This window comes from Pseudanabaena biceps PCC 7429 (genome assembly GCF_000332215.1).
Lineage (GTDB): Bacteria > Cyanobacteriota > Cyanobacteriia > Pseudanabaenales > Pseudanabaenaceae > Pseudanabaena > Pseudanabaena biceps.
On the sequence record NZ_ALWB01000041.1, the window covers coordinates 20,567 to 28,809 of the forward strand.

Consider the following 8,243-nt stretch of genomic DNA (forward strand, 5'->3'; position numbering starts at 1 on the left):
ATCTACCTCACCGCCACATCATAAACTTCTTGACGCACATCCACAGGAATAATGTAAGGAGAAACATCCCGTTTAAAGAGAGTCATTTGTCCCGATTCATCTTTCTTCAAATTGACATGACAGAACCACTCATCATTATTCTTCTCTGGATAATCCAAGCGATAATGATAAAGTCCCCATCTAGTTTCCTTACGGAACAGTGAAGCCCTTGCCGCCATTTCTGCACAATCGCGGATGAAATGCACCTCCATACAACGCATTAATTCATGGGGATCTTGAGCGCCCATAATATCGAGGGTTTCTTGATAGCGAGCAAACAGCCCTAAGCCAATCTCCATCTTGTTTGTAGACTTCGGTGGTTGCAGATAATCATTCACCAGTCGGCGTAATTTATATTCCACTTGGGTATGGGGAACGCCATTAGGTCGGGTTAAAGGTGCATAAATTCTGGTTCTCTCTGCTTCTAGAAATTCCGAATTTGGCTCAAGATGTTCCAAATCATCGCTGTACTTCATCCCCTCAATTCCCGCGATTCTGCCATATACAAACGCACCAATCATGTAATTGTGCGGCACACTCGCCATGTCACCCGCCGCGTATAGTCCTGCGACTGTAGTTTCGGCGCGTTCATTTACCCATACACCTGACGCACTATGACCGCTACATAAGCCAATTTCGGAAATGTTCATTTCCACGCCATGGGTGCGATAGTCCTCACCCCGTCCCGCATGAAAGCGCTCGCGACTGGGGCGCTCATTTGACCACATGATCGATTCAATTTCAGAAATTGTATCGGGATCGAGATGGGTCATTTTTAGCTGCACAGGACCCTTGCCAGAGTTCAGTTCCTTCCAGACCTCCAGCATCATCTGCCCACTCCAATAGTCGCAATTAATGAAGCGATGTCCCTCAGCATTAACCGTATGTGCGCCAAAAGGTCCTGCCACATAGGCACAGGCAGGTCCATTGTAATCTTTGATCAGAGGATTGATTTGGAAGCATTCAATATTTGAGAGTTCTGCCCCTGCGTGATAAGCCATTGAGTAGCCATCGCCTGCATTGGTGGGGTTTTCGTAAGTTCCATAGAGATAGCCCGAAGCAGGTAATCCTAAACGCCCAGCCGCGCCCGTACAGAGGATGACAGCTTTTGCTTGAATGATCACAAAATCACCATTACGCACATCAAAGCCCACCGCGCCGATCGCCCGACCATTTTCCACTAAGACCCTTGTTGCCATCACGCGATTGGTGACCCGCACCTTATGCCGCTTTACCTGCCGTGCCAAAATCGTTTTCAGGTCTTTACCTTCAGGCATGGGCAAGACATATTTACCAATCCGATGCACTTGCTTGAGGTCATATTCCCCTTGAGCATCCTTTTGGAACTTCACACCCCAACTTTCTAATTCTTTAATCACTTCAAAACCCAGCTTACCCGTTTGATAAACCGTTGCTTGTTCCACAATGCCATCATTAGCGATCGTCACTTCACGTACGTACTGCTCTGGTGTGGAGTTTCCGGGGATGACGGCGGTATTGACACCATCCATCCCCATCGCGATCGCACCGCTACGACGGATATTTGCTTTTTCGAGAATCAAGACATCGCGATCGGGATTCGCTTGTTTTGCCTTAATTCCTGCCATAGTGCCAGCTGTACCGCCACCAATGACGAGGACATCGGTGATGAGGCGTTGGGTGTTGATGTTGAGATTGGGCATGGTGATTGGGAATTGGTGATTGGGAATTGGTGATTGGAAATTGGTGATTGGAAATTGGTCTCGTGATTTGAGGTTTCGATCCCCCTCAATCCCCCTTAAAAAGAGGGAAGAAGATTAATTATTATATTCTCCCCCCTTAAAAAGGGGGGCTGGGGGGATCTCTGGATATCTTATACAACAGCGATCTTAATACCTCCTTTTGGAGAAAGCGTGACTCCTTTTCTCTGTGGTTTAACGGGTTTGTCTTCGCGTAGTTCTAGATTGTAATGGGAGAGAATTGTCGCTAAGACAATCTTCATCTCAAACTGGGCTAGAGCTTCACCGACACAGCGCCTTGCGCCGCCACCAAAGGGCATAAACTCGTAGGGAGAAAACTGGCGATCGAGAAAACGTTCAGGTTGGAATTGATCAGCATTGGGATATAAATCTTCACGATGATGTAAGAGATAGATACAGGCTTGGACTACCGTATGCGTATCTAATTTATGTCCCAATAGTTCTATCGGTTCTTCCGTCAATCTTGGGAAGGTCAGCATCGCTACGGGATGAATCCGCAAAGTCTCATTACATACTGCTGTTAAATAGGGAAGTTTAAAAATACCTGTCCAATCGCTGGGATTGCTAACAGTTTTTAATTCTGCCAATAACTTCTCTTTAACTTTAGGCGATCGCTGAATCCAGTATAAAGCCCAAGCCATTGCGGTAGCCGTAGTTTCATGCCCAGCCACCAATAAGCCCAAAAGCTCATCGCGCAATTCCTGATCGGTCATTCCCTGTCCATCTTCATCCACGGAAGACAGCAACATCGATAAAATATCGGTGCGGTTAGGATCATGATTTGCCCTGCGATCGGCTATTTCCGCATAGAGAATTTTATCCACCTGTTGCCGCTTCCGCAGAAACTTACCCCAAGGACTCCACGCACCGAGATCCTTTTGCAGAGCAGGAAAGAAGAGATAGATCGCACCCAAAGGAGTGGCGGTATTATCGAGCATTGTCGTCAAAAGTTGCTTGAGTTTCTGACGGCGATCGCCTTCATACAAACCAAATACCGCTTGCAGAATTACCTCTAGGGAAATCTCTTGGGTGATATTTCGGGCTAAAAAAGTCTGATTAGGCTTGAGGTTATCAAATACCTTCTTGGTGAGGTCAAAAATTAGCTGTCCGTATGTCTGCAACCTTGCCCCATGAAAAGCAGGCATCACAATTTGACGACGCTTGCGGTGGAGATCGCCATCTAGCCCAAATACCGAATAACTGCCAACGACTGGCTTTAAAATTCCATTTGCACCACCAGGGGCGCTCAATTGTTTGCGATCGCTAGTTAGTACTTGCTGAATCCCTTGCGGATCAACCACAAACACTGAATTTCTACTAAAAACGTTGGCTGTAAAGATATCTGGATATTTCTGCCCTGCCTTTTCCAGATAGCCGATGGGGTTAAGCGCCCAGCGAATTTTCTGGATAAATGGCAAAGTTTGGATGGGGTTGATTAATCTGGACATATTTTGACCTCTTTATGCGATAAAAGGCGATTAAAAAAGGGCAATCCTAATGTGCTTGCCTTTACCTAATGTTACTTCCCATCCCAAACTGCTTCTTTCACTACGATGGGCTGAGGAATTAGCTTAAGTTTGGCAAAGGTATCAGCGATGTCTTGCTGCTTTGCAATCACTTCTTCGGTGAGCGGCAAGATGCCATAATCGCGACGTTTTTCTGCTTTTTCGAGAATGGCAGCATCAACACCAAGGGCAGGAGAGAGAAACTTAGCGATTTCCGCAGGGTTATTCTTGGCATATTCGCTCTCTTTTTTCAATTCAGCTAAAAATAGCTTCAGGGCTTCAGGATTCTTCTCAATGAATTCCTTAGAAGCTAGATAGTAACCACGATTAGGTGCTAAGCCCTTGGCGCTAGCGAGAACTCTTGCACCTGTATCAACTTCCACAGCAGCAAGATAAGGGTCCCAAACTGACCAAGCATCGACATTCTTTTTCTCAAAGGCAGCCCGACCATCGGAGGGTTTCACAAAGGAGAATTCCACATCACTGACTTGTAAACCTGCGGATTCGATCGCCTTTACAGCTAAATAGTGAGCATTAGCTCCTTTTTGCACAGCAAGCTTTTTACCCTTGAGATCGGCAAGGGTTTGAATTGGCGAATCCTTATGAACGACAATACCTTCCGATTCGACACCATAGGGATCGTAGGCAATGTAGCGCACCGTGGAACCCTTAGCCGCTTGAGCAAATACAGGAGGTGCTTCACCCACATAGGCAACATCGATCGCCCCCGCATTCAATGCTTCTACCATCGGTAAGCCCGCAGGAAACTCTGACCATGTAACAGTTCCACCAGTTGATTTAAAGACTGTCTCTAAAGTTCCTTTCCCCTTTAGAGAAAAGAGAACCGTGGCAGATTTTTGGAAACCAATTCGCAGCTTGCCACCTGTGGCGCTTGGGGCTGGACTATCAGTTTTGGCTGCTGCGGTTGGGCTTGCAGCGGTAGTAGAGGTAGAAGTAGTTGTGTTGTTGCTAGCTTGGGGAGCGCAGCCTGATGCAAATAGGCTAGCGCTAATGGCAAATGCCGAGAGTTTAGCAAGCACCTGAATCGGCGATCGCTGAGATTGTTTAAAGGGAATGGTTTTGAACATTGAGACTCCTCACAACAGTACATAAAGATTTAAATCAAAATCAATTAGGAAAAAATCAAGACAAAGAAACCTATCACCCCTTTCAGGGCGAGGATTTCACTGAAACTTAATATTTCTATGCCAAAAAATACGGTAATTACAAGTATATACCGTAGAATACTAAAAAGCTAGTTATAGCTAAGAAAAAGGTTATTATCCAAAACTTCCTTTGCTAGATATACATTGCAAAGTAGTCATTATAGATTTCGGTATTTTTCAAAATAGTGAGTTCTATTTCTTTTTCATCTTGACTAATTGCTAAATCAATTCCAAGATTTGCGACACTATCTTGAGGTATGAAATCACCACAGTATTCATTAGCAGGAACCGCCTCATTCATCTTTTTAGGGAATGCTAAATTCAGATTATTCATAATCGTGATGAACTGCTCACGGGTGCGATCGCTAAATCGAGGATTCAGTCGCCTCTCTTCGCCAATCGTAGAAACGGTGCGACCTTTATAATCATGGGCAGGATAGACCAGAGTTTCATCGGGCAATGTAAATAATTTCTCAGTGACTGCATCGTAGAGCGTGCCAGCATCACCACCTTGGAAATCCGTGCGCCCGCAGCCGCGAATAAAGAGCGCATCACCCGTTAACAGGTGGGTATTATTTACCAAATAAGATAAATGGGCGTTGGTATGTCCATTGGTAGCAATAGCTTGAATCGTGACCGATCCTATCGTCAAAATTTCGCCATCAGCAAGGGATAAATCGGCTTTGAGAACGGCTGCCTTTTCGGGAACTAGGACTTGAGCGCCGCGCAGTTGTCGCAGCTTACCTGCACCCGTGACGTGATCGGCGTGGATATGGGTTTCTAGGCAATAGCGCAAAGTTAAGCCCAAATCATCGATCGCTTGTAAATCCCGTTCTACTTGTTCTAAAACGGGATCGACCAGTACCGCTTCTCTGGTCTGGCGATCGCCAATAAGATAGGTATAGCTACTGGTTTCAGGATCGCAGAATTGACGGAAGATTAGCGCTGAATTTACTTGCTGGAGAATATCGCCAATCAGTAGCGGCGTGGTGGGAATGGAACGCACTCGCAGAGGTAGCGATCGCAATAAGGTTTCTGCTAAAGCTTGAGCTTGTCCGCGCAATTCAGGAACAGCGATCGTTTCCCAGAGATCACCTTTGCGAGGTGTACCGATGGTATAGAGCAGATTTGAAGGCTTATTTGTGCCATTGAGTAAAGCACCATTTGCAGCGGATGCTAGACCTAAACCAAGGGAATTTGGGCGAATTAGATTTTGCGATCGCAAACTTTCTACTAATGGATGATTAGATTTGCGATAGTCGGCAGCGACACCTGTACAGTTAACCACACGATGAACCTGTAAAGTATAGCTAGACTTATTTTGAGATTTTTGAGATTTTTGAGATTTATTAGTCCTTGCTTGAATAGTGACGGTTACACCATTTTCATCTTGTTCCTGACTTTGAATCCGTCCTGCGGCGATCGTCAATTGCCCTGAAGCTAACAGTTGATCGAGAACTTCCGCGACCTGCTGAGCAATGCGATGACGATGCACATCCCAATAGGGAACCGCATGACGCAAAAATCGTTTCTGTTCCTGAAGTGGTAACTGTTGCCACACCTTCTGAGTAATTGGACGTAAAGAATCTATGACCGCACGCCAATCATAGCCCTCTGATTCTGCTTTCTTCACTTCCATTCTCAAGTGTCGCCATAGCCCTAGAGCAGTTTTCGGCGCATTTTCCACGGTCAAAAATGGAGGATAAGGTTTTGTGGCTTGGTGTCTTTGCGGTGACAATCCCCGTCGTGACACCGCGTAGATTTTGCCCTTATGGTTCCGCTCATGCAACGACAAAACCATATCCACCATCGTTAAGCCCGTACCAGTCAGCAATACATCATCATCAAGATGCAAATCTTCTAAAGCTGCGGCTGACCAAGCATTACGAGTACGATCAGCGTCTTGAGGTAAGACATTGGGTGAATTTCCGAGCGCTAAGACCACCTTGTCCGCAGCGATCGCCCCTTGATGCTTTAGGAAAACTCGCGCACGTTGCGAACTAGCTGTTTGAATTTTCTCCACAGCAATTACTTCATCGGTTATCCTTTCTAGCTTGATATGATTCGGAGCCGTAGCAAGAGCTTCTTCTAAAACTGATTGAATATATAGTCCATAGACCTTACGCGGGATAAAAGTACTTGCTGTAATTTCATGCGGAAGGAAGTCGGCTAGTTCGCTGTAATTGTAATAGAGCCAGCGTAAAAAATGTCCTGCATCATTTGGGAAAGCAGTCATATTTCCCGCCGATACATTGAGCAAATGACAGTCTGTATCTGTACTGTAGGCAATACCCTTGGCAATTTGTTCACGGCGTTCAATTAGTTTAATCGCTAATGGTTGCGTCGCCGTTTTTAATAGATTTACTGCCACAAGCGTCCCGCTAAAGCCACCACCAATAATTGCGATCGTTGCAGATTTAGATTCATTGGGATCTTTTTGAGTATTGTTTTGAGCCATATCGTTTAACTAGTCGATGATGAAGGTTTAGGAGGCTGCGATGAGATTGTGTGAATTTTTTTCGTAGAATAGCCGATCAATTTGCCCTGTTGACGGGTATTTCAAAACCGTCTTTTAGCTAAAAAATGCTCTTTTTTTGTGAAAGTTGGCAGTAACCCCCAAAATTTGGATGAATAAATCCTGTTTTTACTACGTTAAGTACATAAGTATATAGATAATTACACAATGACAAACAATCTACGGCTTATACACAACAATTTAGATGTTTATTGGCAAATCATTGCCTATTAGTGGGTTTTAGGTCAATTTAATCGTCAAAAACTCATAGTTAAGGTGATCAAAAAGCTTGCTTTTGAGATGTCAAGGTGCTAGTTTTGACCTAGCAATCTACGGCAATTTTATCGGGTTATCGTAGTTTTAGTAAATAAGTAAATCTATCAAGTACTGAACAAGAGTAAAGAGTAGGGGTATAAAGGCAATGAGCCAAATTTTGCAAGAGGTATTGTCGGCTAACCAAGCTTATGTGGAAAATTTCGGGGACAAAGGAGCACTACCTTTGCCCCCAAGTCGGCAATTTGCAATTTTGACCTGTATGGATGCACGGCTCGATCCTGCCAAATATGCAGGACTAGCAGAAGGAGATACCCATGTGATTCGTAATGCAGGTGGACGCGCTAGTGATGATGCCATCCGATCGCTAGTTATTTCTTATAAACTTCTTGGCACAAAGGAATGGTTTGTCATTCATCATACGGATTGCGGAATGCAGTTATTTACCGATCAGACCATTCGCAAATTACTAGCCAGTAGCTTGAAAACCTCTTCCATTGATGAAAATGGTTGGCATGATTCGGGTGAAGGTGAAGGCTCTAATGGAGCGGAATTTATCGATTGGCTAACTTTCCCAGACTTGGCAGAGAGTGTCGTCATTGATGTGAGACGGATTCGCAACCATCCCCTTGTTCCCAAGGAAATTCCCATCTATGGCTTTATCTATGATGTTAAAACAGGTAAGTTGATCGAAGTGCCTGAAGCTACAGCGATTGGTAAAGCATCGGTTTAAAAATGGTTTAAAAATCAAGGGGTAATCAGAAACATGGCACATAGTGAAGGATTTCAAAAACTAGCGGCTGATGCTAAAACTAGAATTAAGGAGATCTCTGTAGATGGATTAAGTGCTCTACTGGAGTTTAGACTAAAAAAGGAAAAAAAGGCAGAGTAAAAGAGATACAAACTGCCTAAAGTAGATGAAAAAGAAAAAGCACATCTACAGTCATGATTATTGATAAACTACAGAACTTTCGTCAACAGGCATATAATTTTTAGGAAATGGAAG

The 8,243-nt window shown here is 44.5% G+C and carries 5 protein-coding genes; 1 reads left to right on the top strand and 4 read right to left on the bottom strand.

All coding sequences use genetic code 11. From position 1 onward, the window contains the following. Nucleotides 1-2 precede the first annotated feature (2 nt). From PSE7429_RS06935 to PSE7429_RS27730, 4 genes are all read right to left on the bottom strand, one after another. The gene (locus tag PSE7429_RS06935; protein WP_009626396.1) at nt 3-1,721 is read right to left on the bottom strand and encodes a fumarate reductase/succinate dehydrogenase flavoprotein subunit; all 1,719 of its coding nucleotides are present in this window, start codon (nt 1,719-1,721) and stop codon (nt 3-5) included. Nucleotides 1,722-1,891: 170 nt separating this feature from the next. Then, nucleotides 1,892-3,226, bottom strand: coding sequence for a cytochrome P450 (locus PSE7429_RS06940; protein WP_009626397.1), 1,335 nt, complete (start codon nt 3,224-3,226; stop codon nt 1,892-1,894). Between the two features lie 71 nt (nt 3,227-3,297). Continuing rightward, nucleotides 3,298-4,371 (bottom strand): sulfonate ABC transporter substrate-binding protein, encoded by a 1,074-nt coding sequence (locus PSE7429_RS06945; protein ID WP_009626398.1) that lies wholly within the window; start codon nt 4,369-4,371, stop codon nt 3,298-3,300. Between the two features lie 211 nt (nt 4,372-4,582). Continuing rightward, on the bottom strand, nt 4,583-6,907 hold the full coding sequence (locus PSE7429_RS27730; protein WP_009626399.1) for an FAD/NAD(P)-binding protein: 2,325 nt from the start codon (nt 6,905-6,907) through the stop codon (nt 4,583-4,585). A 478-nt stretch (nt 6,908-7,385) separates the two neighbouring features. Here PSE7429_RS27730 and PSE7429_RS06955 point away from each other — a divergent pair, with 478 nt between their 5' ends. Then, on the top strand, nt 7,386-7,970 hold the full coding sequence (locus PSE7429_RS06955; protein WP_009626400.1) for a beta-class carbonic anhydrase: 585 nt from the start codon (nt 7,386-7,388) through the stop codon (nt 7,968-7,970). Nucleotides 7,971-8,243: the final 273 nt, after the last annotated feature.

Excerpts from the sequence above, each read along its gene's own strand:
- PSE7429_RS27730 (WP_009626399.1), bottom strand. The coding sequence starts at position 6,907 with ATGGCTCAAAACAATACTCAAAAAGATCCCAATGAATCTAAATCTGCA.
- PSE7429_RS06955 (WP_009626400.1), top strand. The coding sequence starts at position 7,386 with ATGAGCCAAATTTTGCAAGAGGTATTGTCGGCTAACCAAGCTTATGTG.
- PSE7429_RS06940 (WP_009626397.1), bottom strand. The coding sequence starts at position 3,226 with ATGTCCAGATTAATCAACCCCATCCAAACTTTGCCATTTATCCAGAAA.
- PSE7429_RS06935 (WP_009626396.1), bottom strand. The coding sequence starts at position 1,721 with ATGCCCAATCTCAACATCAACACCCAACGCCTCATCACCGATGTCCTC.
- PSE7429_RS06945 (WP_009626398.1), bottom strand. The coding sequence starts at position 4,371 with ATGTTCAAAACCATTCCCTTTAAACAATCTCAGCGATCGCCGATTCAG.